Raw genomic sequence first — 26,296 nt, 5'->3', positions numbered from 1 at the left:
GAACACAAAATGTGTGGTATTGTCGGTATTGTTAGCCAAAGTCCGGTTAATGAATCTATTTATGCAGCATTAACCCTTTTGCAACATCGTGGACAAGATGCGGCAGGTATTGTAACGGTTGATGATGAAAACCGTTTTCGCTTACGTAAAGCTAATGGTTTAGTCAGCGATGTGTTTCATCAAGAACATATGCTACGCTTGCAAGGACATGCTGGGTTGGGGCATGTTCGCTATCCTACAGCGGGGAGTTCTAGCGTCTCAGAGGCACAGCCTTTTTATGTGAATTCTCCCTATGGTGTCACTTTGGTGCATAACGGCAACTTAACCAACTCAGTGGAGTTAAAAGAAAAGGTCTTTAAAACTGCTCGCCGCCATGTAAACACTAATTCAGATTCCGAACTTCTTCTTAATATTCTCGCCAATCACCTCGATCACATTCCTCAAGATCACCTCGATCCACAAGATATTTTCTATGCTGTTCGTAAAACTCACAAGGATGTTCGCGGTGCTTATGCTTGTTTAGCGATGATTATTGGGCATGGTATGGTTGCGTTTCGTGATCCTTTTGGCATTCGTCCTTTGGTGTTGGGTAAACGCGAGGAAAATGGCAAAACCGATTATATGTTTGCGTCTGAAACAGTGGCTTTAGATATTGTAGGTTTCGAATTTGTGCGTGATATTGCTGCAGGTGAAGCCGTTTATGTGACGTTTGATGGCGAGCTTTATTCACAACAATGTGCTGAAAGTGCGGTGTTAAATCCTTGTATTTTTGAGTATGTTTATTTTGCACGCCCAGATTCAACGATTGATGGCGTCTCTGTTTATGCTGCGCGTGTTCACATGGGCGAAAAACTTGGACAAAAAATTGCAAAAGAATGGGCTGATGAAATTGATAATATTGATGTGGTGATTCCCGTTCCTGAAACTTCAACAGATATTGCGTTACAAATAGCTCGTGTACTAGGGAAGCCTTATCGCCAAGGATTTGTGAAAAATCGCTATGTTGGCCGTACCTTTATTATGCCAGGACAAGCACAGCGTATTAGTTCGGTTCGTCGTAAATTGAATACCATTAAAGCTGAATTTAAAGATAAAAACGTGTTATTGGTAGACGATTCTATTGTTCGTGGCACAACCTCTGAGCAAATTGTTGAAATGGCTCGCTCAGCTGGCGCGAAGAAAATTTACTTCGCCTCGGCTGCCCCAGAAATTCGTTATCCGAATGTCTATGGTATTGATATGCCGAGTCGCGATGAGCTGATCGCTTATGGACGAAATGTTGATGAAATTGCACATTTGATTGGCGTAGATAAATTAATTTTCCAAGATCTGACCGCACTTACTGAATCTGTTCAATTGGAAAACCCAGCCATTCAAGGTTTTGATTGTTCTGTTTTCACAGGCGAATATATTACAGGCGATATTAGCCCTGAATATTTAGAGAAAATCGCAACTCAACGCAATGATAACGCAAAGAAGAAACGAGAAAAACAAGCATCCAATCTTGAAATTTACAATGAACAATAAATGCTAGGCATTTAGAGGGATAAAAATCATCGTATTAAAAGTGCGGTGATTTTTTTATTTGTTTTTTAGGATATCTTTTAGATAGTTTTCGCAATCAGCATATTGAAATTGGAATCCAGCGTTAAGTAATTTTTCAGGTACAACATTTTGACTTTCGAGTAATAGATTTGCTCGCTTGCCAAGAATGAAATGTAATAGCCATTTTGGAATGGTTGCAAAAGCAGGACGTTTTAATAGTTGAGCTAAAGTGCGGTTAAATTTATGCTGTTTTATAGACTTGGGGGCAGCGAAGTTAAACGCCCCTCTGCATTCTGAATGATCGAGTAAAAATAAAATGCCGTTTACCATATCTTCCAAAGCAATCCAAGGGAAATATTGCTCTCCCTTGCCCAGTTTACCGCCAAGTCCCCATTTGTATAAAGGCAACATTTTAGCAAGTGCGCCACCTTTTGTAGAAAAGACCATGCCTGTTCTAATCAAACAAACTCTAGCATGTGCTTGTCGTGCAATATTTTCCCAATCTTGGCATAATTGTGCAGTGAAGGTTTTTGCTGTTTTGCTTGTTTCGGTAATTTTTTGTTCGTCTTGATCGCCGTAAATTCCTGTTGCTGAACCTGAAATAAAAATTGGGTATTGCTGATACTGATTGATGAATTCAACCAGTTGAGTAGTGAGGCTTAAACGACTTTCTCGTAAAATAGATTTCTGGTTTTTCGACCAAACTTTATGAAAAATTGGCTCGCCAGCAAGATTGATGATGGCATCAAACTGTTCTTGTGAATTAAGTTGGGAAAGTGCGGTAATAAATTTGATGTTTTTGTGCTTTGAGAGAGTGTGCGGCGAACTTGAGCGCGTTAAGATCGTCACTTGTTCATTGCGTAAACAGAGTTGTTCGACAAGTGCTTTGCCGATAAGTCCTGTTCCTCCCGTTAATAGAATATTCATTACAATGTGTTTTCAAATAAACGTTGGATATTTTGCAATAATTCGTCGATAGGTTTATCGTTTGTGGGCGTGACAAAAATAGTATCATCGCCTGCGATAGTACCTAAAATGCCTTCTGATTTTCCAATGGAATCAAGTAATCGTGCGATTAATTGAGCAGCACCGGGCGTCGTTTTTATTACGATTAACATCGCATTGTGATCAACATCTAAGACAAGATTTTTTAATGGACTACTGGTATTGGGAACACTTAATTCATTTGGTAAGCAATAGACCATTTCCATCTTGGTATTACGGGTGCGAACCGCACCAAATTTGCTGAGCATTCTTGATATTTTTGATTGATTAATACCAGTAAAGCCTTGTTTTTTTAAGGCATCGACAATTTCACTTTGAGAACCAAAGCGTTCTTGGTTGAGTAATTCTTTAAAAGCGCGAGTTAAATTCTCAGTCATCTTTATTTTTCAATAGTCAAAATTTGCATAAGAATTGCATAAAAATTCACTTTCATCAACTGAAATATGAATAAGAACGAAGAGAAGAAAATATTTATCTCAGAAATGTGAACTAGATCATAGAATGATATTTCTCTATTTGTAATTGTAAGATGAACATTTTAAAATCAGTCTGTTTTAAATTAACTAACACATAAGGAGTATTTATGAAAGTTGCTGTATTAGGTGCCGCAGGTGGTATTGGTCAAGCATTAGCGTTATTACTAAAACTTCAGTTGCCAGCAGGTACCGACTTATCATTGTATGATATTGCCCCTGTTACCCCAGGTGTTGCAGTGGATGTGAGCCATATTCCAACGGCAGTGAATGTGAAAGGTTTTTCTGGTGAAGATCCAACTCCAGCACTTGAAGGTGCGGATGTTGTATTAATTTCTGCTGGTGTTGCACGTAAACCTGGTATGGATCGTTCAGATTTATTCAATATTAATGCAGGTATCGTGCGTGGTTTAATTGAAAAAGTCGCGGTTACTTGTCCGAAAGCATGCGTTGGTATCATCACTAACCCAGTAAATACTACTGTTGCAATTGCGGCTGAAGTGCTGAAAAAAGCAGGCGTTTACGACAAACGTAAATTATTTGGTGTGACAACTTTAGACGTGTTACGTTCTGAAACCTTTGTGGCTGAATTAAAAGGTTTAAATGTTTCTCGTACAAGCGTTCCTGTTATTGGTGGTCACTCAGGTGTGACTATTCTTCCATTACTTTCTCAAGTTCAATATGCTGAGTGGAATGAAGATGAAATCGAACCATTAACAAAACGTATTCAAAATGCAGGTACAGAAGTGGTCAATGCAAAAGCGGGGGGCGGTTCTGCAACCCTTTCAATGGCGCAAGCTGCAGCACGTTTTGCGCGTTCTTTAGTGAAAGGATTAAGTGGCGAGACAGTGGTTGAATGTACTTATGTTGAAGGTGATGGCAAATATGCTCGTTTCTTCTCTCAACCAGTTCGTTTAGGCAAAGAAGGTGTAGAAGAAATTTTACCAATTGGCCCATTAAGCAATTTTGAACAACAAGCTCTAGAAAATATGTTGCCGACTTTACGTGCAGATATTGAATTAGGCGAAAAATTTATTAATGGTTAATCATTAAAAAGTAAGGGGAGCATTAGCTCCCTTTTTATGTTTCGATAAAAAAGCCACCATTTGGTGGCTTTTGTTTGTATCTTTATTATTTCTGACGCATTGCAGGGAACAAGATCACATCACGAATTGATGGTGCATTTGCATAAAGCATCGCTAGACGGTCGATACCTAAACCTTCCCCAGCTGTTGGTGGTAAGCCGTGTTCTAGTGCAACAACAAAGTCTTCATCTTTAAACATCGCTTCATCATCGCCCGCTTCTTTCGCAGTCACTTGTGCATCAAAACGTTCATTTTGATCTTCTGCATCATTTAATTCTGAGAAACCATTACCGATTTCACGACCACCGATAAAGAGCTCAAAACGATCTGTAACATCTGGGTTTTCATCATTACGACGTGCAAGTGGCGAAATTTCCGCAGGATGAGCCATTAAGAAGGTTGGTTGAATTAAGTGATGTTCAGCTACTTCTTCAAAGATTGCGTTCACAATGCTGCCTAAACCCCAAGATTTTTGTACTTCAATACCTAAGCGTTCTGCCGTAGCTTTTGCACGATCAAAGTCATATAAATCTTCTTTTACGATACCTTTGTCAGCACCATATTTAATGGTTGCATCGTGTAACGTAATACGTTCGAATGGTTTACCAAAATCAAATTCGTATTCGCCGTATTTCACAATAGTCGTACCAAGAATATCAATCGCTAATTTACGAAGCAGTTCTTCGGTGTTATCCATTAAATCGTGGTAATCTGCATAGGCTTGATAATATTCAAGCATAGTAAATTCTGGATTATGACGAACAGAAACCCCTTCATTACGGAAGTTGCGGTTTAATTCAAATACTCGTTCAAATCCACCAACGACCAAGCGTTTTAAATAAAGTTCAGGTGCAATACGAAGATACATATCAACATCTAATGCGTTATGGTGAGTGATAAATGGACGAGCAGACGCACCACCTGGAATCACTTGTAACATTGGCGTTTCCACTTCCATAAAGCCTTTAGAAATGAAATATTCACGAATACCCGCGACAACTTTAGAACGAATAATAAAAGTGCGGCGAGATTCTTCGTTAGAAATTAAATCTAAATAACGTTGGCGATAGCGAACTTCTTGGTCGGTTAAACCATGGAATTTGTCTGGTAATGGGCGAAGAGCTTTAGTTAAAAGTTGAACTTCCGTAGTTTTCACTGTGAGTTCATCAGTTTTTGTTTTAAATAAAGTGCCTTTAACGCCAACGATGTCACCTAAATCCCAGTTACCTACATCTTCAGCATAAACACCTTCAGGCAAATTATCGCGTGCAACGTAAAGCTGGATTTTACCGCTCATATCTTGAATAGTGATAAAAGTTGCTTTACCCATTGCACGGCGAGTCATAATACGACCAGCAACTTGTACTTCAATGCTTTTTTCTTTTAAGATTTCCCCGTCTTCTGCATCATATTGATTGTGCAAATCTTGCGCGAGCGCATCACGACGAAACTTGTTTGGAAATGCATTACCTTTTGTACGTAATGCGGCTAATTTTTCACGACGAACGAGCATTTCGCCATTGAGATCTAATTCTTTAACTTCTTGTTCTGACATATTGTTTACCTTTTTTATAAATTAATAAGAAATTTTTATTTTCTTTGTTTACTTTAGGAGCTGTCGAAGACTAAAGGAAATATATTATCGAAAGCCCCCTTCCGTTGCTTCGCGCCACTTTCCCCCGTAAACAGGGGAAGGCAAAAATTTTATAATCCAGCCTTGAGACTCGCTTCAATAAATCGATCTAAATCCCCGTCTAATACGGCTTGCGTATTACGGTTTTCTACGCCAGTACGTAAATCTTTAATGCGTGAATCGTCTAATACGTAAGAGCGAATTTGGCTTCCCCAACCAATGTCCGATTTATTATCTTCCATTGCTTGCTTATCCGCATTTTTCTTTTGTAATTCAAGCTCATACAATTTCGCTTTTAATTGCTTCATCGCTTGATCTTTGTTTTTGTGCTGTGAACGGTCGTTTTGACATTGCACTACAATACCACTTGGCATATGGGTAATTCGCACCGCACTTTCAGTTTTGTTTACGTGCTGCCCACCTGCTCCCGACGCTCGATAAACATCAATACGTAAATCAGCAGGATTGATTTCAATATCAATATCATCATCAATTTCAGGATAGACAAATGCTGCACTGAATGATGTGTGACGACGGTTATTGGAATCAAATGGACTTTTACGCACTAAACGATGAATCCCCGTTTCTGTTCGTAACCAACCAAAAGCATATTCTCCGCTCACTTTAATCGTTGCTGATTTTAATCCTGCTACATCGCCGTCAGAGACTTCCATTAGTTCTGTTTTAAAGCCTTTGCTTTCTGCCCAACGAAGATACATACGCAGCAACATTTCTGTCCAATCTTGAGCTTCCGTACCGCCAGAACCAGCTTGTAAGTCCACATAGCAATCGCAAGCATCATGTTCGCCACTAAACATTCGACGGAACTCTAATTTTTCGAGTTGTTGTTCGAGTTCATCTAATTCAGCGACCGCTTCATTGAAGGTGTCTTCGTCTTCTGCTTCGATGGCGAGTTCTAACAACCCATCGACATCTTCTAAACCTTGTTCTAAATTTTTGATGGTATTTACAACTTGTTCTAAAGAAACCCGTTCTTTACCAAGCGTTTGAGCTTTATCTGGATCATTCCAAACATCTGGCTGTTCTAGTTCCGCATTGACTTCTTCTAAACGCTCAACTTTGGCATCGAAGTCAAAGATACCCCCGAAGCACCGAAGTGCGGTCAGATAAATCGATGATTTTATTTTTTACAGGATTGATTTCAAACATAATAAATTCACTGTGTGATAAATTGTGGAATTATATGCTATTTTCTGATTTTTGGATAGTTTGACCTTGCAGAAATTAGCAATCTCTCTATAATTTTAGACTTTCTCACTCAAGCTAATTTAGGAACAAAAAATGAAGAAAATTTTTACCGCACTTTTGTGCGTGGCTGCGGCTAATGCAATGGCAGATGATGCGGCAATTAAACGCAAATTACAGTCTTTTAATGTATCAAATATTGTTATTAAATCTTCGCCGATTTCAGGCATTAGAACGGCTGTCACGGATCAAGGTATACTTTATGTGAGCGAAGATGGAAAATATCTTTTTGAAGGTAAACTTTATGAACTCACAAATAATGGCCCTGTTGATGTAGCAGGTAAAATTTTAGTGGATAAACTTAATTCTTATAAAGACGAGATGATTGTTTATCCTGCGAAAAATGAAAAACACGTAGTAACAGTATTTATGGATATTACCTGCCATTATTGCCATTTATTACATCAGCAATTAAAAGAATATAACGATCTTGGTATTACTGTGCGTTATTTAGCTTTCCCTCGCGCAGGTATGAATAATCAAACGGCGAAACAAATGGAAGCGATTTGGACGGCGAAAGATCCCGTTTTTGCTTTAAATGAAGCAGAAAAAGGCAATTTACCAAAAGAAGTTAAAACGCCAAATATCGTGAAAAAACATTATGAATTAGGTATTCAATTTGGTGTACGAGGAACACCAAGTATTGTTACCTCAACTGGTGAGCTTATTGGCGGTTATTTAAAACCCGCTGATTTATTAAGAGCACTTGAAGAAACAGCACAATAATTTTATAATAAAGAGCAAGGGGCAGTTGCCTACCCCTTGTGTTTTAATAGTCGGTATGCTTAATATGCTGGTGGGCAAAAAAGCATTAACAACACAAAAATTATGATATAAATGCATAATTTAGGCATCATTAAAATCCTTAGCTGACACAATAGTTAGACTAATGGTCAGTAGGGCTTTTAACCCCTGTCAGCATTCAGGGTTAAAAGCCCTGAGCAACAGGAAAAAGTATAGATAAAAGAGCTGTTGATTTCAACAGCTTTTTGCTTTTAGGTATGAATTAATATCCAGTGAAAAAACTTATCAAACGCCGTGAAATTCCAATTGGAAACTCTGTTTCAAACCATCCCTTATTAGATCGCCTTTATCGCGCTCGTCGTATTCAAAACACCAAAGAATTAGACCGCACTTTGAAATCAATGCTCAATCCAAATCAATTATATGGCATTGATCAAGCTGTAAATTTATTAGTGGAAGCCTATCAACAAAAGCAAAAAATTGTGATTGTTGGGGATTTTGATGCTGATGGTGCAACCAGCACAGCATTGAGTGTGCTGGCTTTAAGACAACTTGGCTTTTCTGATGTGGATTACCTTGTGCCAAATCGATTTGAACAGGGTTATGGCTTGAGTATTCCCGTGGCTGAAATGGCAATTGAAAAGGGCGTTCAGCTTTTAATGACGGTGGATAATGGCGTTTCATCTTTTGACGGTGTGGCATTTTTGAAAGAAAAAGGCATTCGAGTTTTAGTCACGGATCATCATTTACCCCCCGAAACTTTGCCGCCAGCCGATGCGATTGTTAATCCTAATTTAAGTCAGTGTCATTTCCCTTCAAAATTCTTGGCAGGTGTGGGTGTGGCATTTTATTTGATGTTAGCCGTACGAGCAAAATTTCGAGAACTCGGTATTTTTACGGCAGAAACACAACCTAATTTTACTGATTTGCTCGATCTGGTGGCACTAGGCACCATCGCAGATGTTGTGCCTTTAGATCAAAATAATCGTATCCTTGCTTATCAAGGTTTAATGCGTATCCGTGCTAGACACTGCCGTCTCGGTATCATTGCGTTGGCAGAAGTGGCTAACCGTAACGTAGAGCAGTTTACTTCAAGTGATCTCGGTTTTTGTATTGGGCCGCGTTTAAATGCGGCAGGGCGTTTAGATAATATGTCGATTGGGGTAGAACTTTTGTTGGCGAACGAAATGTCAAAAGCCAGAGAATTAGCTTTAGATCTCGATCAGCTTAACCAAACTCGTAAAGAAATTGAAGCGGGTATGAAGCTTGAGGCAATAAAAATTTGTCAAAATCTTACCGCACTTTTTAAAGAGTTACCCTATGGTATTACGCTTTATCAACCTGATTGGCATCAAGGCGTATTAGGCATTGTGTCATCAAGGATTAAGGATCAATATCATCGTCCAGTGATTGCCTTTGCACAAGATAGTGAGGGAATTTTGAAAGGTTCAGCTCGTTCTATTGAGGGGTTACATATGCGCGATGTTTTAGAGCGTATTCATTCGCAACATCCTAATATAATTTTAAAATTTGGCGGACACGCAATGGCTGCTGGGTTGAGTATTCGAGAAGAATATTTTGCCGATTTCCAATATCTTTTTAATCAAACCATTGCCGATTGGCTTGATGAAGAACATCTGCAAGGCATAATTTGGACAGATGGCGAACTGAATTCAAATGAATTTAATCTTGAAACGGCAGAGCTGATAAAATCGGTAGGCACTTGGGGACAAGGGTTTCCTGAGCCTTGCTTTGATGGCGAATTTAAAATTTTGGATCAGCGCGCAATTGGGCAAAATAAAAATCATCTAAAAATGTTGCTAGAACCGAAACAAGGCGGGGTTTTATTAGATGCGATTGCGTTTAATATTAATACAAGATTGTATCCTGATCTTTCAATTAAACAGGCTCGTTTAGCCTATAAATTAGATATTAACGAATTTCGTGGCAATCGTAGCGTACAATTATTGGTAGATTATATTGAGCCGATAGATGAGTGATAGAATGAAATTAAAAGGGTTATTGGCATTTTGTTTGCTTTTTTTATCGTCGTTTGTTTTAGCAGAAGTCAATCAGAAAGAATTTTCAGTGCAAAATTCTCCGCACTTGCCATCAAGGGACACAATCTATTTTGAAGACGGGCGTGATTATTTTTCTTATAAAGAACCTATCGAACAAGTGTCTCGAACCGATAAAAAAATCCGCATTCAATTCTTTTTTGATTACGATTGCCGCGTATGTTCGTCAGCACAAGATATTTTAGAGCTTTATAGCCAAATACGCACATATAAAGTTGTGTTGGAACAATATCCTATTGCAACTGCCGATAGCCAGTTTAGCGCACGTATTTTTTATACTTTGCAAGCATTAAGTGCGAGCGAATTATCCAATGTTTTGTTATTTGAAACTTCAGAAAAATCCCGTTATACAGAATTGTCTACAGCAAATAAAATTCAGCAATGGGCGGAAGAACAAGGGCTAGATAAGCAGTTATTTATTCAAACTGAAAATTCACAAAGCGTAAAAGAACAGATCCAAAATGCGATTGAATTGACGGAAGAATATGGTGTTTTTACCTATCCTTACGTTGTCATTGGTGGAAAATATGTACTCACTGCAAGTACGCTTTATAATGATGATTATAGCGTAGCAGTGTTAGATTTTTTGGTAAATAAAATAGAACAGGAACAAAAACAATGAAAATAGGAATTGTTGGTGCAATGGCACAAGAAGTCGAAATTTTAAAAAATTTAATGGCTGATAGAACGGAAACTCGAGTAGCAAGTGCGGTCATTTTTGAAGGTAAAATTAACGGTAAAGATGTTGCATTATTGCAATCAGGCATTGGAAAAGTGGCAGCTGCCATTGGCACGACGGCATTATTGCAATTAGCCAAACCAGATTGTGTGATCAATACTGGCTCTGCAGGTGGGGTAGCAAAAGGCTTGAAAGTGGGGGATATTGTGATTTCTGATGAAACACGCTATCACGATGCGGATGTGACAGCTTTTGGCTATGAAAAAGGGCAGTTGCCTGCTAATCCTGCGGCATTTTTATCTGATAAAAAATTGGCAGATCTCGCTCAAGAAATTGCAGAAAAGCAAGGGCAATCGGTAAAACGTGGTTTAATTTGCTCTGGCGATAGTTTTATTAATAGCGAAGACAAAATTACACAAATTCAAGCAGATTTTCCGAATGTGACGGGGGTTGAAATGGAAGCCACAGCGATTGCGCAAGTTTGCTATGCGTTTAATGTGCCTTTTGTGGTGGTTCGAGCTATTTCTGATGGCGGCGATGGCAAAGCAAGTATATCTTTTGAAGAGTTTTTGCCATTGGCGGCGAAGCAGTCTTCCGCATTAGTGTTAGAGATGATAGATAGACTGTAGCCATAATCTTTTCATAAGATCACAAATTTCATAAACATTATTGAAAAGGCATAGCTTATTAGCTATGCCTTTTTATATGAACCTATTAGAATTTATAGTTTAAGCTCAGAATATAAGTTCTTCCACGTGCAAAGTTATAAAGTACAGTTTTATCTTTTCCTCCACCTTCACAAATATCATCTTTTTTACTACAAATTGAATCATTTAAACTTGAATAATAACGTTGCGAAGCCGCATCATTTCCAGCATCTAATGGATCAACATAACGTTTATCTAATAGATTTTGTACTTCCGCTTTAATAATCAAATCTTTGATTGGTTCATAGCTGACGTGTAAATCTAAAATAATCGGTTGTTTTTTAATCTCTTCTGTTTTTTTCACGGCATAGTAAGTTCTTTCACCTGAAGTATATTTTTCATAGCGAGAGCCATTGATATATTCTTCTTCAATTGTCGCACGTTTACTTTTTCCATAATAACGAGCTGCCATACCTAAGGTTAATTTTTGATCAAACCAACGTGTACCAAGCTCTAATCTGCCGTAGTCTTTTGGTAGCATTGAAACACGAGATAAGCCATAACCTTGTTTCAAAATGTCTTCTTTTGAAGCATTATTCGGACGTGGGCTGGCATCGGCATAATTGGTTGGCTGATTAGTACGTTGATAAGCGTAAGAGACATTCGCAAAAAAACGTCCCATATCATAATTAAGCTCTAACTCAGCACCGCTTTTTTTCACGATAGGTTGATAATTTTGATGTGCGATATTAAAGCGAAAACCATTACTGCTTGCCCACGTAGGTACAACGCCATTTCTCCACCAAACACCGTAAACATTATGGATATAGTTTTTAATAAAGCTACGATAACCCACTAATTTGATGCCTAGCACATCGTCTTGAGTGAATAGACCTTTTTTATAAGTATTAAAGCCTAGTTGATAGGTGTCAGATTGTTCAGGTTTTAATGCCGTGTTTACCCCTGCATCAGACACTTGAGAGAAAAACATCTCTTGAATATTCGGCATTCTGTGTGTGCGTGAATAAGTGAAAAATGGCATAAAATAATCGCTTAGCTCTGCACTTAATGTAGCGGAATGATTGAATGCCTTTTTATGCCCTGATTTATGCAAAATCGGTTCCGCTCCATTTTCATATCCAACATACTCACCATTAAACGCATAATGGATAAAATTCACGCTGTAATTTAAATGATAAATGCCTTTAGAAAGTGCGGTATCAAAATACACCGTTTTAAATTTTTGCTTGCCAGAAGGTTGTAAAATCACTGAACGTTGGGGTAGTAAACTTCGACTACCTTTAAATCGTCCTAAATTACTGTAGTTACCTCGATCATGTGAAGGATCATCATAAAACAAACTTAATTCTTCTGGAAAACGGTTTTTACTGTATTCATTGGTAAAATAGTTAAAACCTAATGTGGTTTTTAAATCGATTTCTTTTGGCAATAAGAAGGTATAGCTGTTATTTATATCAACAATATTTGCGACATTTTTGGTAATAAGTTTGTCTGCCACTTGCCAGCCAGCAAAAAAACCACCTTTAGGATAAATGGTTTTACCAATGTTATGTGCAGCCATTAAATTAAGATCGAGATAGTTGTTATTATTGAAGTTATAATTGACTTGGTAATTACGGTTTTCAATTTTGCGAGAACCAATTTTATTATCAAGGGTACGTATTTGTGCCCCTAAGGTATGGCGATCATCGCTATATTCAAATTTTAATAAATGGCTACGTGAACGAGATTGCAAACTGCCTGGCTCAATAGGTGCGACACTATATTGATCTTTATTGCGTTCAAAGCTTTTATCAGTTTCTGTTATGTCTTTTTGTAATTCTGCAATTTCTGATGGATTTTTTTTCTCTGTATAAAGTTTTTCTAAAATGTTCTTTTTTTCAGGCTTTTCGTACCATTTTTTGCATGCATCATCGCCAAGATTTTGTGTCGAGTCAGCTAACTTGGGGGTGGGGAGATTACAAGACCAATGGTTTTTGCTTAAATCAGGAGTCCACTGTCCAGCTTGGTTTAAAACATAACCTGCATTGCGGAAATAGGCTTCTTTTTCTTTAGCAAGAATATCTTGCCCTAATGATGCTAATCGTTCTCCGCCACCGATACGATAATCTTGTGAAACTTCACGTTGGCTATAACCATACACCACGCCTACATAGCCACCATTATCAAGCCATTTTCTGCCTGCGGCTGTCGTCATAAAATTGGATTTAGTGGCATTGCTTCCTGTCATTCCTTTCAGAATAATGCCGAATGGTTTGTCATCAGTAATGACATCATTAACGCTTAATGTTCTAAAATTAGCACTGCCTGCTAACGCATTTATACCGCTTGCTCCCGAAAAGTTACTTTTATTAACATCTACACCTGCAATAAAATTAGGATCGATTGCCGCACCAAATTGAGAACTTCCGCCTGATTGACCAGAGTCTAAGGCTGTAGAATAAAAAGTCTGTGTTACACCATCAACCATCGTATTGACACGACCTAATCCATTTTCGCCACGAATATTTACAGAAACCACACCCGAGCCTTTATCTTGTTGAGTAAATGCCCCAGGAATGCTCCGAATCACTTGGTCAATGGTTTGTGTTTCCTTAAAGACATTTTCACGCGTACTTTTGGCTTTGGCTTCAGTGAAAGGTTTTTTATCGTTTGATATAACTTTTTCCACTACATCAATTTGTCCTAATGTTTCTTCGGCTTGAGCTTGTGTAATCGTCATACCGATCGTATTAATTAGGCCAAGTGTAATTAAATTTAATTTTATAGCTTTCTTCATTATAGTTCCTATTTATTTTTGAGAAATATTACGATTATCCATTTTATAAGAGGGATTTCAAGGAATGATTTAATAAATTTAATGAAAATACCTAAAAAAATAATGAAAAAAATTAATTTTTTAGAGAGAAAATACGTTTAGAAGATAGAGAAAAAGAAAGTTTAGTTTTTGCGAAATGGATAAATTTATTCGCAAAATCAACCGCACTTTAATGGGTTGAAAATCGTTTTTGATAGTAGAAATATAAAAGAGAAAAATAGGAAATGACCGCAAAAGTGCGGTCATTTTTGGCGTGAATTTTATAGATTATAAAATAAAGGTACTAAGAACAGCGCACCAAGTGCGGCAATGATACCGTAAATGATCATAGGTATAATGGTTTTCTTAATAATTGTGCCTTCTTGGTTTGAAATATTTAACACTGAACTTACCGCTACAATGTTATTTATACATACCATATTCCCCATTGCCCCACCAACAGATTGTAAAGCAAGAACAAGTGCGACAGAAATGCCTGTTGTTTCTGCGGTAGAAAGTTGAACACTACCAAATGTTAGGTTGGATACGGTATTTGAACCTGAGAAAAAGGATCCAATCGCGCCTAAGAAAGAGGAGAAAATAGTCCAGTTACTACCAGAAATTTCAGCAAAAGTTCTACCTATAATTTTTACCATAGAATGTTCGCCACCCACTAACATTAGGTTTACCATCACTAAGGCACCAATTAAGGCAATAAATGGATTTTTAGATTGTTGTAAACTTGATACAAAAATCTGTTTAACATTTGAACTGGAAATTTTAAAGACAGGAATCGCAATTAGTACTGTAATGACAAATGGAATCAATGCGGGTACGTAAAGAAGTTTATAGCTTGATGAAACATTTGAGCCAAAAATATTTTTTAAGCTAAAGATTAAACCTTTGCTAATTTCAAATAATCCTAACGAACCTAATGTGGTTGAGAACCAAACAGTTGCGTCATTCATCATTGCTTTGAATGGTAATTGATGAATACGAGTTACAATTAAAAATGCAATAAGTAAACCTGTAGGGAATAATGCTTTAACTACTTCTCCCGTACTTACCGCATTATTATCAAGGGTATTTGTTACTTTTGCTAAACCAATATTGCGATTAGCAGCCCATACAGAAATAAATAAGCCGATTGCCCCCCCAACGAGTGATGGAAATTCGTAATTGACTTGAGCAATCAAGAAATAAGGTACTACGCAACCCAGTACGCTAATATAGATAAATACGATGTTTTTACGAATATCATCCCAATTTACTAAGATACGAAGTGCTAATAATGGGATAATAAGTGCAGCAATGGAGTGTATAAATGCTGTAATAGACCCAATTTCTAAAATCATATCTTCTGATAATTTTAAAGCACCAAAACCAAACCAAGTTGGTGTACCTACCGCACCAAAGGATACGGGAACTGAGTTCATAATAAGTGCCAACATCGCCACTTTTAATGGATGAAAACCTAATCCCACTAAAATAGGTGCAGCAATTGCCGCTGGTGTACCAAAACCACTTGCTCCCTCGATCATAAAAGCAAACGCCCAACCAATAATCATTAATTGTGCAACGGGATTTGGATTAATATTTCCTAGCCATTTTCGCATAATATTTGTTGCGCCTGAAATTTCAGAGAAACGGTTAAAGAGAATCGCACCAAAAATTACTGTAATAGGTGTTTGTACCGCAACAATTGCAGAAACAACATTTGCACTAATAGTAACAATATCTGTATTAAAGTGTAAAAGATGAACGCCCATAACTAATGTCGCAATCCAAGGTAAGGCAACATAAGAAGGTAGCGCGTTTCTTTTTACCATAAGATAAATCAGTAAAACGATAGGAAAAATACTTAGAATAAAAGACAGCATAAAATATCCTCAGAGTTAGATTAAAAGATGTGGTTATTTTATGGATTTATATGCAAAAGCATATACCTATTTTAAGAAAATGTGATCAATATCTCATAAAATTTAACATTTTATTTTCATTTTTTACATTTTTATTACTATTTGTGTTTAGTTATAGCATTAATAGAAGAATATGGAATATGATAAAGATTGTTTAATACCATATTAACATTAGCAGGATTACCAAATTCTCACTATAATGCGCAAAATTTTGAGAATGAAAGGATAATTTGTATGGGAATGATTATTACTGTTGATGGTCCTAGTGGTGCTGGGAAAGGGACGCTTTGTTATGCGTTGGCTGAAAAGTTGGGCTATGCTTTTTATTGATAAAAATCTCCCCTTTTAATCGAGGAGATTTTTATTATTCTTCTTTAAATTCTTCCATCATTTCTTGCGCTTTTTTTACCATATCTTCTGAACCAACAAATAGTGGAACACGTTCATGAAGTGCGGTTGGTTCGATATCTAAAATTCGACGATAACCATCTGTTGCGACACCACCAGCTTGCTCCGCTAAAAATGCAATAGGATTGCCTTCATATAATAAACGGAGTTTTCCATTTGGATAGTTGGTTGCACTTGGGTAAATATAAATGCCGCCTTTTAATAAGTTGCGGTGGAAGTCTGCTACAAGTGAACCAATATAGCGAGATACGTAAGGGCGATGAGTCGCTTTATCTTCTTCTTGGCAATATTTAATATATTTTTTCACACCTTGTGGGAATTTGAGGTATTGCCCTTCATTGATGGAATAAATTTTGCCCTCTTTTGGCATTTGCATATTTTCGTGGGAAAGACAGAATGTACCGATTGATGGGTCATAAGTAAAACCATTCACACCGTGACCAGTGGTATAAACCAACATTGTTGATGAACCATAAACAATATAACCCGCCGCGACTTGTTTATTACCTGGTTGCATAAAATCTTCTAAGGTAACAGGTGAGCCAATAGGGGATACACGACGGTAAATGGAGAAAATTGTACCGACGGATACGTTTACATCAATATTTGAAGAACCATCAAGGGGATCCGTTAAAATAATGTATTTTGCATTACGGCCACGTTCTGTATCAAATGCGATAAAACTTTCTTCTTCTTCAGAGGCAAAACCAGCCACTTCTTCACGTGCCATTAATGCCGCTTTCATCGTGTTATGGGCGAATAAATCGAGTTTCATTTGACTTTCGCCTTGTACATTTTCAATACCAGATTGACCGAGAATATTTGTTAAACCTGCTTTGTTAATATCTCGATGAATAATTTTCGCTAAAAGACGAATTGACGACAAAATACCACTCAATTCCCCTTTAGCATTTGGGTATTCTGCTTGGCGTTCAACGATAAATTCACTCAATGTTTTCATAATTTTCCTTTTAGTTTTTCATAATGCGTAAGTTAATTATAGGAAGTTTGGAGTGTAAACTCTAATGGCAGATTATCAGAATGGGATCTTTATCACAAAAAATTCACATTTATTACTGCAATTTTTAGAAACTATCGCTTATTTTTGAATAAATTTTGGAGTGTTTTTATGCATTTGCGCTCCAAATAAACTTGAGCTACCATAACCGCACTTTATTAAGCCAAAAGGTAAAAAATGAAAATTGCATTAGGCATTGAGTATAACGGGAAAAATTATTATGGTTGGCAGAGACAAGAAAAAGTCCGCAGTGTACAAGAAGAATTAGAAAAGGCACTTTCTTGTATTGCGAATGAAAAAATTGAAATATTTTGTGCGGGTCGAACGGATTCTGGCGTAAGTGGAACGGGGCAGGTTGTTCATTTTGAAACCAATGTGATTCGTCCTGAGAAAGCTTGGGCTTTTGGCACTAATGCTCATTTACCTGATGACATTGCAGTGAGTTGGGCAAAACAAGTTGATGATGAATTTCACGCCAGATTTTCCGCAACAGCACGCCGTTACCGTTATATTCTTTATTGTAATAAATTACGCTCTGCAATTTTAGCGGGAGGAATAACACATTGTCATTTAGATTTAGATGCGGAAAAAATGCATCAGGCAGGACAATGTTTACTTGGCGAACATGATTTTTCCTCTTTCCGTGCAGCACAATGTCAATCCCATACCCCTTGGCGTAATGTGCATCATTTGAATGTGTCTCGTATCGGGCAATATATTATTGTGGATATTCAGGCGAACGCTTTTGTGCATCATATGGTGCGTAATATTGTGGGAAGTTTGATTGAGGTCGGTGCTGGAAATCAGCCGATTGAATGGATGCAATGGCTACTTGAGCAGAAAAATCGTCAGCTTGCTGCACCAACAGCAAAACCCGATGGATTGTATTTGGTTGATGTGATTTATCCGCAGAAGTTTGATATTCCTAAACGCCCAATTGGCCCTTTATTTTTAGAGGATGGTTTATTAAATCGTACTTTGAAATAAAGCGTAATTTAATCCTTTAAATAACCATATCTGTAAAAAAGACCGCACTTTAAAAGTGCGGTCAATCTTAAGTGAATTTTATATTAATTTTGATATTCCATAGTTCACTAAAAATCCACCAACCACTAGCCATAAATAAGTTAGTATTCCTAAAACAAACGGTTTTAATCCTGCCTTTTTGATTGCGCTTGCTTGCGTCGTTAAGCCAAGGGCAGCCATTGATGAAATTAATAAGAAAGAATCGATTTCAACTAATAAGTTTACGAGTTCTTTTGGTAATAAATCAAAAGAATTAAAAATCGCAACACCAATAAAAAGTACAGCAAACCAAGGAATTGTAATTTTGTGTGACGTATTTTCTGATACTCCATTACTACGTGTTAATAACCAAGAAAGCATTAATAAAAATGGTGCGAGCATCATCACTCGGATCATTTTGGAAATGACGGCAGTATTCGCCACGATAGGATCAATATTTTCCCCAATAGCATACACTTGAGCCACTTCGTGTACACTAGAACCAACATAAATACCGAATTGATGGGCGTTAATTAAATCTTGTGACCAAGTGTAGAAAAAGGGGTAAGTAAAAATAGCAAGCGTCCCGAAAATGACCACTACGGCAATCGCTACTGAAACTTTATGAGATTCTGCTTTGGTCACAGGCTCTGCCGCCATAACCGCTGCCGCACCACAAATACTACATCCTGCTCCAGTGAGATAAACCAATTGTTTATCCATTTTTAGATAACGAATGCCTAAAAGTGCGGTAAAAAAGAAGGTTGAAATTAGCATAATCGCATCAGTGACAACAGCATTTAATCCTACATCGGCAATATCGCCAAAAGTGAGGCGGAAACCATACAACACAATGCCAGTGCGAAGAAGCGTGCCTTTGGCAAATAACACGCCTTTTTCCACTTGTGTTGAAAATTGCGGGTAAATGGTATTGCCGATTGCCATTCCCAGCAAGATGGCAATAATTAAAGCACTGATATGATAATGATGGGAAAAATCAGTGTTTCCTAAATAGTTAGCAAGTATAGCGATAATCGCAATAAATATAAGTCCGAAATAAAAGGGACGAGTGTTCATTTTTCCTTTCCTTAGTGAGTGTTTTTGTCTTTTACCCAAGCGGTTTCATCTAAAATTTTGCCAAAATAGCTTTCGACTAAGCGACGAGTAACATCAGTTTGTGGATCAGTAAAAAGATTTTGAGGGCTGCCATATTCAATCATTTTTCCTTCATCCATTACGATAATCGTATCTGCAATATGTTTAATTACACCGAGATCTTGCCCTACATAAATATAAGAAATACCTAAACGTTGCTGCAGATCAAGGGTTAAATTAAGCAATTGAATACGTACAGAAGCATCTAAATTGCCAATTGCATCATCTATAATAATTATTTCAGGTTCTAAAATCAGCGCACGTGCCAAAGCGACACGCTGTTTTTGGCTAATAGAAAGATGCTTAATATTGAGATTTGTGTAATCAGGATAAAGCCCAACAAGAGAGAGGGTCTCAAAGATTTTTTCATTACGTTGTGTTTCTGTCCAATCTGTCGCTAGGCTTAATGGTTCGTCTAATATTTGTCCAATATTTAAACGTGGATTAAATGCAGAGTTGGCATCTTGGAAAACCATACGAATATGTTTAGCTCTAGATTGGGCATCCTGATATTGTAATTCTCGATCATTAAATAAAATTCGACCAGAAGTTGGCGGAATAATACCTGCTATCATTTTCACTAGGGTTGATTTACCAGAGCCATTATTGCCAATGATTGCAAGTGTTTGTTTACGTTCAAGGGTAAAACTCACTTTATCCACTGCATTGAATTGATTTCGACCAAATAAACTGGCGTGACCTTTAAAAGTTTTAGTTAAATCTTCCACTTGTAATAAGGGCATTATTCATTTCCTTTGCAATTAAGTATAAAAGGGGTGGCGGTTGTTTTTTCTTTGAAATTTTTTTCTCGTAAATTAATAGGATAATGACAAGAAAATTCGTGTTGTTTTATTTTCAATCGTCTTGGTTTTTCCATACATTTTTTTTGTGCAAAAGGGCATCTTGGGCCAAGACGACAGCCAATTGGCATTTGCTCTAAAATAGGCGCGGTGCCTTCTAACGTACCCAATTTAGTTTTAAACCCCAAAGGTTGAGTAAAATCGGGTACTGCATTAATTAAGGCTTGGGTATAAGGATGATGGGGACTTTCGATTAATATTTCAGTCGGGGCAGATTCGGTATTTTGCCCACAATAAAGCACTGAAATTTGATCGCACCATTCACTAATACTTTTAATATCGTTACTCGTAAGTAAAATTGTTGTTCCCTGATTTTGGTTCATACTGGAAAGTAAACGAAAAACTTGTAGGGCAGTGGTTGATTCTAATGTATTTGTTGGTTCATCTGCGATTAATAAACGTGGCTGATTAGCGACAGCCATTGCGATCATAACTTTTTGTCCTTCGCCTTCTGTCAGTTCGTTAGGATAGCTTGCCATAATATCACGATGATCTTTAATTCCTACGCGATGTAACAATTCAATAGCACGTCTTTTTTTCCACCCAAACCATTTCCACCATTTATTTTTAAATGTCCAATTAGGAATATTTTGGATGAGTTGTTTCCCTATTTTTCGACTTGGATCAAGGCAAGATAAGGGATTTTGGAAAATCATGGATATTTCTTTACCCACTAACTTTCGGCGTTTATTAGGACTGAGTTTAAGTAATTCGATATCGTGAAAACGAAAGCGATCGGCAGTAATAATCCAATTTTCTTTGATTGCATTACAAATGACTTTAGCGATTAAGCTTTTTCCTGAGCCTGATTCGCCAACTAATCCACTGATTTCCCCTTCGTTAAGGGAAAGATTGACGCCATCTACAATTTTTATACGTCCATTGGAGGTTTGAATTTCAATATTGAGGTTACAAATGTCTAAAAGTGCCATAGGCTATTCTTGATGTTGATTGATGGTTTTAGTTAAGCCATTGCTAAAAATAATGCTTAATAAAATAGTAAAAATAATTGCAAAGCCAGGGAGTAATACCGTCCAAGGTGCAAGATAGAGTAGTTCTAAAGAATCTCGAATCATTGCGCCCCATTCTGGGGTTGGTCGTTGTGCGCCAAGGGAAATAAAACTTAACGCACTAATATCCAACACGGCTATAACAAAAGCACGAGCCACTTCTTGAATATAAATAACAGTAATATTCGGTAAAATAGTGCTTTTTAATAATTCCCAGTTAGAAATGCCTTCAAGTTTTAACATCAGCACATAATCTTTTTTCAATTCTTGTTGAATGGCTTGATAAATTGCATGGATGAAATACGGCAATATCGCTAAGAGTGTTGCGAACATTGCATTCCATAAACTTGGTTCCATTAATGTTGAAATAACAATGGCAATTAATAGAATAGGTAACGATAAAAAAGCATCAAAAATATGCCCGACAAAACGAGCTTTAATACCTTTCAGTAGTCCTGCAATAATTCCTAGTGCGCCGCCTATTATTGCCACTGAAAAGACAACCAGTAAAGCAGAACCTAAGGTATAACGAGTACCCATAATTAAACGACTTAATATGTCGCGACCTAAATCATCAGTACCAAAGAAAAAAGCAATTTTTCCTCTATCTACCCAAGAAGGAGGCATTAATTCTTGCCCAATAAATTGTCGATTATCAGCATAAGGTGCAAGATAACTAGCAAAAAGTGCGGTAAAAATTAATGCGATTAATAAATAAAAGCTAAAAAGTGCGATGGTATTTTGACGAAAGCGTAACCAAATTTGAAAGATTGAGGTGCTTTCGCGGAATTCATCAGGTTCTTTATTTTGCATACCAACCTTTCTTTTTAAATGGATCGAGTATAAAAGTGAATATTTTAGTGAATGTATCAATCAAAATAATACATACACCAATAACAATTACACCTGCGGCAATGCTGTTGTAATCTTGTTCATTTACGGCATTAATTAACCAACGACCAATGCCAGGCCAACCTAAAGCCGTTTCTACCAACATACATTGCGTTAATACTAATGTGAATACACGTGGTACTTGTGGAACAAGTAGGGGAAAAGTATTACGGAATACGTATTGATGGAGAATTTTCCATTTTGACCAACCCCGTGTTGTCGCTACTTTAGAAAAATTTTGATTCAAAATATATTCTGCTCGTTGATGAATAATGCGGATAATTTCCATTGTTGGCAAAATACACAATACCAATGTTGGTAAGGCTAAATGTTGCAATATATTTTGTACGATTTTTGTACGATAAGGCACTTCCATAAACCACATATCAATAACAGGAAATCCCGTAATGGATTTAATTTCGTAAAGCAAATTATATTGTCCAATAGCGGCAATTTCCCAATGTGAGAGCGCGGCAACGTACAGTAAAATAGGGGCTAACCAAAATATTGGAATAGATAGCCCTACATAAGATAAGCTCTGTAAACTTTTTGCAAAAACTTGTTCAGAATTGACCGCACTTATAATGCCAAGTGGCAAACCAAAAATAAATGCCAAAAACAATGTAATGAAACAAAGTTCCAATGTGGGAGGAAGAACCGTAAGAATAAGGTTCATTAATGATTTTCCACCGTTATAGGTAATGCCAAAATCACCTTGTAACAAGGTGCCTAAATAATGGAAATAGCCGATATAAATGTTTTGTGTAACAAGATTCGCATTAAGAGGATCGCGCAATAAAATGACAAAGCCTAATAGCGATAATACGAGTAATAATAATGCCACCCACAGAATATGGCGAAGAGCCGACCATAACATTAGTGTTTCTCCTGAATAAAATATAAAGTGGAAAAATCTAAGCTACCAAAAGGCGTCATTTTTACTCCTTTCACACGACTATTTGCGACTAAAATTCGTTTTACATTGGCAATAGGAATAATGGGTAATTCACGTAAAACGAGTTCTTGGGCTTCATTATAGGATTTTGCGCGTGAACTTAAATGTGAGGTGGTAATGGCACGATCCATAAATTGATCAAATTCTTCATTACACCAATTAGATAAATTAGTGAGTTCATTTTTTGTTCCACAGCTTAAAATTGGACGCATAAAACCATCAGGATCAAGATTACCAGCTAACCAACCAGATAGAATCAAATCATAATTTTCCGATTGATTGCGTAATTGCGCAGTTAAAAATGGACGAGTTACGGCACGCACTTTAACTTTCACACCCGCTTGAGCTAAATCCCATTTTATCATTTCAGCCATTTTAAAAGGTGCAGGATTATAGACTTGTTCTTCATTAATTACCCATAAATTTAACAAAAGGTTTTTATCTGCTAATTTATTTTTGGCGATTTTGGGATTGTAATCAAACTCAAATTCTGGCGTATTGACACTTGAAGCCCAAGATACTTCAGGAATAATGTTATTCGCCACTGTCGCAGTATTGTGATAGATGTTGTGAATAATACGTGCGCGGTTCAAACTTTGTGAGATAGCTTCTCGAATGGTGCGATCCTGCATCAATGGCTTTTCAAAATTGAAGGCAAGATATGCCAAATTCATTCCGTCAGTGGATTGCATATAGTAGTGCTTATCGTTGCTCTTTAATAAGCCAATTTGGCTCACTTCAGGATAAGAGGCTATTTGACATTCATTATTGAAAAATTTGACGAGTCGCCCGTTTCTATCAGTAGATAAATCCACGATAATATTTTGAATTTTTGCTTCTTTTTTCCAATAGTTTTCGTTACGCACTAAGCGAACATATTGGTTATATACATAATCTTTTACTTGATAAGGCCCTGTGCCTACTGGGTGGGTATCTAATTGAGTAAGGTTGTCATCTGCGCTTAATTGATAGGCATATTCTTGTGAAAAAATAATGGCATACTGGCTGGCAAGATGCGACAAGATGGAGGAATCTGGCTCAAATAATTCAATTTTTACTTGATAAGGCGAAAGTGCGGTCACAGATTTGATTTTTTCGTTAAGTTTAATGCTATCAAAATAAGGAAAACGCACTTTTCTTGCTTGTTCGTGAAACACTTTATATTGTGGGTTACTATAGGTAACATTCGCCTCAGCTAAGGTTGGTAAATAAGTATTATGCCCTAATACACGATTAATCGAAAATACTACGTCTTCAGCGTTAAAATCACGTGTTGGGGTAAACCAAGGGGTTTGGTGAAATTTTACGCCGTGACGTAAATTTAATAAAATTTCTTTACCATCAGCTGAAATGGAATAAGATTGCGCCAGCATTGGTGTTAATGTTGCACTGTGATTTTTTATATCAAATAATTTGTTATAAATTTGTTCCGTGACCACATTCATACTGGTTCCTGCATCTGCCGTTTGCGGATTAAATGAAAAACCTGAAGCGTGGGTGCAATAAGTTAAGCCATTTTCAGTTAAAAATGTTGGAACACTTGGCGCAGCCTGTAATTCTACACTTTGGATTATACAGAGCAGAAAAGATAAAAATCTCAGATTTAGACGTAACATAACAAATGCATTGTGATAAATTATGTGTCAAATTGTAAGGCATATTAGTAAAAATGGCTAGGATATTGAATGTTTAATCGGGTTCAAAAGGAAATCAATCAAATTATTAATCGTGGTTTTGACCGCACTTTGCGCTTGGCGGTGACGGGGTTAAGTCGGAGTGGAAAAACGGCGTTTATTACAAGTTTAATCAATCAACTTCTCTCCATTAATCAACATTCATCACAGAATTTGCCCTTGTTTGAAGCAGCGAGAAATGGTTCAATTTTGGCAGTCAAACGAGTATCCCAACAAGATCTCAGCGTGCCACGTTTTGATTATGAAAGTAATTTAAATGATTTGTCACAAAATCCGCCTCAATGGTTTCAATCTACTCGTGGCGTGAGTGAAACGCGTTTAGCAATTCGTTTTCAACGCCAATCTGGCTTGCTACGTCATTTGAAAGAACGAGGCACGCTTTATCTGGATATTTTTGATTATCCGGGAGAATGGCTGCTCGATTTGCCGTTGTTAAATTTAGATTTTCAACAATGGTCACAAGAGCAAATCAAGGTCACAACTGGCGTTCGTGCAGAATTGGCGCAAAATTGGCTTTCCATGTTGCAGAATTTGGATTTAAGTGCGGTCGCAAATGAAGATGTTTTAGCCAAGATAGCGAAAAGTTATACGGATTATTTACATCAATGCAAAGCGCAAGGCATGCAATTTATTCAGCCTGGGCGATTTGTATTGCCGAGTGATTTAGAGGGCGCGCCCGCATTACAATTTTTCCCATTAATTCATCTTTCGGAAGAACATTGGCAAACCTTGAAAAAAACAGCCAAATCGAATAGCTATTTTGCCGTGCTGACAAAACGTTATAATTATTATCGCAATAAAATTGTGAAAGGTTTTTACGAAAATTATTTTTCTACCTTTGATCGTCAAGTTATTTTGGCGGATTGTTTAACGCCTTTAAATCACAGTCAGCAAGCCTTTTTAGATATGCAAATGGGCTTAAATCAGTTATTTAATAATTTCCATTATGGCAGCAGAAATTTTCTTCATCGTTTGTTTTCTCCGCAAATTGATCGATTAATGTTTGTTGCGACCAAGGCGGATCATATTACTCGTGATCAAATTCCTAATTTAGTGAGTTTAATGCGCCAAATTGTGCAAGAGGGCGGTCGCCATGTAGAATTTGAAGGAATTGATACGGAATATACCGCCATTGCGGCTGTTCGTACCACAAAGCAAGTGATTGTGAATCAGCAAGGAAAAGAAATTAAAGCAATTCAAGGGATTCGTTCTATTGATAAACAGCTGATTACACTTTATCCAGGAACGGTGCCAAGTAAATTACCAAGAGCAGAATTTTGGCAAAAACAACCGCACTTTGATTTTGATAGTTTTGAACCTCAGCCTTTAGAACAAGGCGAAACTATTCCTCATTTGAGAATGGATGCTGTTTTACAATTTTTATTAAGTGATCGATTTGAATAAAAAA

At 37.2% G+C, this 26,296-nt stretch carries 21 protein-coding genes and 1 pseudogene; 9 read left to right on the top strand and 13 right to left on the bottom strand.

The features are described from left to right. Positions 1 to 9 precede the first annotated feature (9 nt). Positions 10 to 1,527 (top strand): amidophosphoribosyltransferase, encoded by a 1,518-nt coding sequence (purF, locus tag K6J66_RS08580; protein WP_012055454.1) that lies wholly within the window; start codon positions 10 to 12, stop codon positions 1,525 to 1,527. Between the two features lie 54 nt (positions 1,528 to 1,581). Here purF and K6J66_RS08575 read toward each other — a convergent pair whose 3' ends face one another. Then, positions 1,582 to 2,472, bottom strand: coding sequence for a TIGR01777 family oxidoreductase (locus tag K6J66_RS08575; RefSeq protein ID WP_110442515.1), 891 nt, complete (start codon positions 2,470 to 2,472; stop codon positions 1,582 to 1,584). Next, on the bottom strand, positions 2,472 to 2,927 hold the full coding sequence (argR, locus tag K6J66_RS08570; RefSeq protein WP_005660473.1) for a transcriptional regulator ArgR: 456 nt from the start codon (positions 2,925 to 2,927) through the stop codon (positions 2,472 to 2,474). The genes K6J66_RS08575 and argR overlap by 1 nt, the downstream gene beginning before the upstream one ends. 206 nt (positions 2,928 to 3,133) lie before the next feature. On the opposite strand from argR, the gene mdh reads away from it, so the two are divergent. Next, positions 3,134 to 4,069 (top strand): malate dehydrogenase, encoded by a 936-nt coding sequence (gene mdh, locus K6J66_RS08565; RefSeq protein WP_005660475.1) that lies wholly within the window; start codon positions 3,134 to 3,136, stop codon positions 4,067 to 4,069. An 85-nt stretch (positions 4,070 to 4,154) separates the two neighbouring features. On the opposite strand, the gene lysS is transcribed toward mdh, so the two are convergent. Together lysS and prfB are read right to left on the bottom strand one after the other, a co-directional pair. Further along, the gene (gene lysS / locus K6J66_RS08560) at positions 4,155 to 5,663 is read right to left on the bottom strand and encodes a lysine--tRNA ligase (protein WP_110442514.1); all 1,509 of its coding nucleotides are present in this window, start codon (positions 5,661 to 5,663) and stop codon (positions 4,155 to 4,157) included. Positions 5,664 to 5,812: 149 nt separating this feature from the next. Continuing rightward, a protein-coding gene (prfB, locus tag K6J66_RS08555) for a peptide chain release factor 2 (protein WP_105182830.1) occupies positions 5,813 to 6,911 on the bottom strand; the annotation gives its coding sequence in 2 pieces (ribosomal slippage) (positions 5,813 to 6,835 and positions 6,837 to 6,911; 1,098 coding nt in all). 132 nt (positions 6,912 to 7,043) lie between these two features. Between prfB and dsbC the strand changes: the two genes are divergently transcribed. From dsbC to K6J66_RS08535, 4 genes are all read left to right on the top strand, one after another. After that, positions 7,044 to 7,733, top strand: coding sequence for a bifunctional protein-disulfide isomerase/oxidoreductase DsbC (gene dsbC / locus K6J66_RS08550; protein ID WP_110442513.1), 690 nt, complete (start codon positions 7,044 to 7,046; stop codon positions 7,731 to 7,733). Between the two features lie 290 nt (positions 7,734 to 8,023). Continuing rightward, the gene (gene recJ / locus K6J66_RS08545; RefSeq protein WP_110442512.1) at positions 8,024 to 9,751 is read left to right on the top strand and encodes a single-stranded-DNA-specific exonuclease RecJ; all 1,728 of its coding nucleotides are present in this window, start codon (positions 8,024 to 8,026) and stop codon (positions 9,749 to 9,751) included. A 4-nt stretch (positions 9,752 to 9,755) separates the two neighbouring features. Next, positions 9,756 to 10,451, top strand: coding sequence for a thiol:disulfide interchange protein DsbA/DsbL (locus tag K6J66_RS08540; RefSeq protein ID WP_110442511.1), 696 nt, complete (start codon positions 9,756 to 9,758; stop codon positions 10,449 to 10,451). Further along, positions 10,448 to 11,137: a 5'-methylthioadenosine/adenosylhomocysteine nucleosidase gene (locus tag K6J66_RS08535; RefSeq protein ID WP_110442510.1), complete on the top strand. Its 690-nt coding sequence runs from the start codon at positions 10,448 to 10,450 to the stop codon at positions 11,135 to 11,137. The genes K6J66_RS08540 and K6J66_RS08535 overlap by 4 nt, the downstream gene beginning before the upstream one ends. An 85-nt stretch (positions 11,138 to 11,222) precedes the next feature. Here the strand turns inward: K6J66_RS08535 and K6J66_RS08530 are convergent, their stop codons facing one another. Together K6J66_RS08530 and K6J66_RS08525 are read right to left on the bottom strand one after the other, a co-directional pair. Then, positions 11,223 to 13,955 carry a TonB-dependent receptor domain-containing protein gene (locus K6J66_RS08530; protein WP_110442509.1) on the bottom strand — a complete coding sequence of 911 codons (2,733 nt, stop codon included), beginning with the start codon at positions 13,953 to 13,955 and terminating at the stop codon, positions 11,223 to 11,225. Positions 13,956 to 14,254: 299 nt separating this feature from the next. Beyond that, positions 14,255 to 15,853 (bottom strand): lactate permease LctP family transporter, encoded by a 1,599-nt coding sequence (locus tag K6J66_RS08525; RefSeq protein WP_110442508.1) that lies wholly within the window; start codon positions 15,851 to 15,853, stop codon positions 14,255 to 14,257. Positions 15,854 to 16,120: 267 nt separating this feature from the next. On the opposite strand from K6J66_RS08525, the pseudogene K6J66_RS08520 reads away from it, so the two are divergent. Next, a pseudogene (locus tag K6J66_RS08520) lies at positions 16,121 to 16,213 on the top strand ((d)CMP kinase); the annotation flags it as partial. 43 nt (positions 16,214 to 16,256) lie between these two features. On the opposite strand, the gene fbp reads toward K6J66_RS08520, so the two are convergent. Further along, positions 16,257 to 17,261, bottom strand: coding sequence for a class 1 fructose-bisphosphatase (fbp, locus tag K6J66_RS08515; protein WP_005660494.1), 1,005 nt, complete (start codon positions 17,259 to 17,261; stop codon positions 16,257 to 16,259). A 234-nt stretch (positions 17,262 to 17,495) separates the two neighbouring features. Between fbp and truA the strand changes: the two genes are divergently transcribed. Continuing rightward, positions 17,496 to 18,305, top strand: a complete 810-nt coding sequence (gene truA, locus K6J66_RS08510; protein ID WP_110442507.1) for a tRNA pseudouridine(38-40) synthase TruA — start codon at positions 17,496 to 17,498, stop codon at positions 18,303 to 18,305. A gap of 78 nt (positions 18,306 to 18,383) precedes the next feature. Here truA and K6J66_RS08505 read toward each other — a convergent pair whose 3' ends face one another. Genes K6J66_RS08505 through K6J66_RS08480 form a run of 6 tightly spaced genes read right to left on the bottom strand, consistent with a single transcriptional unit; the run spans position 18,384 to position 24,810 of the window. After that, positions 18,384 to 19,400 carry a YeiH family protein gene (locus K6J66_RS08505; protein WP_021035347.1) on the bottom strand — a complete coding sequence of 339 codons (1,017 nt, stop codon included), beginning with the start codon at positions 19,398 to 19,400 and terminating at the stop codon, positions 18,384 to 18,386. Positions 19,401 to 19,411: 11 nt separating this feature from the next. Beyond that, complete coding sequence (locus tag K6J66_RS08500; RefSeq protein WP_015702452.1) at positions 19,412 to 20,221, bottom strand: peptide ABC transporter ATP-binding protein; 810 nt, start codon at positions 20,219 to 20,221, stop codon at positions 19,412 to 19,414. Beyond that, the gene (locus K6J66_RS08495) at positions 20,221 to 21,270 is read right to left on the bottom strand and encodes a peptide ABC transporter ATP-binding protein (protein WP_038439973.1); all 1,050 of its coding nucleotides are present in this window, start codon (positions 21,268 to 21,270) and stop codon (positions 20,221 to 20,223) included. Before K6J66_RS08495 ends, K6J66_RS08500 begins: the two co-directional genes overlap by 1 nt. Before the next feature lie 3 nt (positions 21,271 to 21,273). Further along, positions 21,274 to 22,161, bottom strand: coding sequence for an ABC transporter permease subunit (locus K6J66_RS08490; RefSeq protein ID WP_005647371.1), 888 nt, complete (start codon positions 22,159 to 22,161; stop codon positions 21,274 to 21,276). Next, positions 22,151 to 23,116, bottom strand: coding sequence for an ABC transporter permease (locus K6J66_RS08485; protein WP_038439972.1), 966 nt, complete (start codon positions 23,114 to 23,116; stop codon positions 22,151 to 22,153). The genes K6J66_RS08490 and K6J66_RS08485 overlap by 11 nt, the downstream gene beginning before the upstream one ends. Further along, a complete protein-coding gene (locus K6J66_RS08480; protein ID WP_038439971.1) occupies positions 23,116 to 24,810 on the bottom strand; it encodes an ABC transporter substrate-binding protein in 1,695 nt (564 codons plus the stop codon). The genes K6J66_RS08485 and K6J66_RS08480 overlap by 1 nt, the downstream gene beginning before the upstream one ends. 69 nt (positions 24,811 to 24,879) lie before the next feature. Between K6J66_RS08480 and K6J66_RS08475 the strand changes: the two genes are divergently transcribed. Further along, positions 24,880 to 26,292: a YcjX family GTP-binding protein gene (locus K6J66_RS08475; protein WP_038439970.1), complete on the top strand. Its 1,413-nt coding sequence runs from the start codon at positions 24,880 to 24,882 to the stop codon at positions 26,290 to 26,292. Positions 26,293 to 26,296: the final 4 nt, after the last annotated feature.

It is taken from the genome of Haemophilus influenzae (assembly GCF_019703545.1).
Classification (GTDB): domain Bacteria; phylum Pseudomonadota; class Gammaproteobacteria; order Enterobacterales; family Pasteurellaceae; genus Haemophilus; species Haemophilus influenzae_E.
Note: the sequence above shows the minus strand (reverse complement) of the source record. Positions and strands in the feature narration are given on the sequence as shown.